Source organism: Caballeronia sp. LZ008 (assembly GCF_031451435.1).
Classification (GTDB): domain Bacteria; phylum Pseudomonadota; class Gammaproteobacteria; order Burkholderiales; family Burkholderiaceae; genus Caballeronia; species Caballeronia zhejiangensis.
Window position 1 is genome coordinate 1 of the sequence record NZ_JARUXK010000037.1, and the last position, 502, is coordinate 502.

1 pseudogene is annotated in these 502 nt (G+C 65.3%); it reads left to right on the forward strand.

From position 1 onward, the window contains the following. Positions 1-502 (forward strand): annotated as a pseudogene (locus tag QCE49_RS33605) (type VI secretion system tip protein VgrG); the annotation flags it as partial.

Below are 502 nucleotides of genomic sequence, written 5' to 3' on the forward strand. Positions count from 1 at the left end.
TTGGCGGCCCGGAGATCATCCTGAAGGGACCGATGCGCGTGCGTGAATCGGCCACCAAGCAAAGCGCGCTGCCGCTCATGCCGAAGCAGGAGCCGACCGGCATGCAGCTTTGGCACGCCTATCCGAACGGCGAGCCGGTCAAGAACGCGCCGTATCGCGTGGCGTATCCGGACGGTTCATTCAGGTGGGGCACGCTCGACGAGAACGGCAAAGGGATGCTCGCGAACGTGCCGCGCGGCGGCGGGCGTATCGAGTATTTCGAGGATGGATATTCGATCAAAGACGACAAGCGCAGATGGACGCACCCCGCAGGCGTCGCCCAGATGCCAACAGAAGGTGCGGACGTGGCGTTGCCGAGCTTGACCGGTCCCGCAATGGCTGCTGTGCAGAACGCTACATCGGCATCCCTGCCCGCGCTCGCGGGATCGGCGGCATCGGTTGCACAGGCTGCACTTACGGGCGGTGCGGGCGCAGCGCTCCACACGGCAGCGCAAACCGTTAC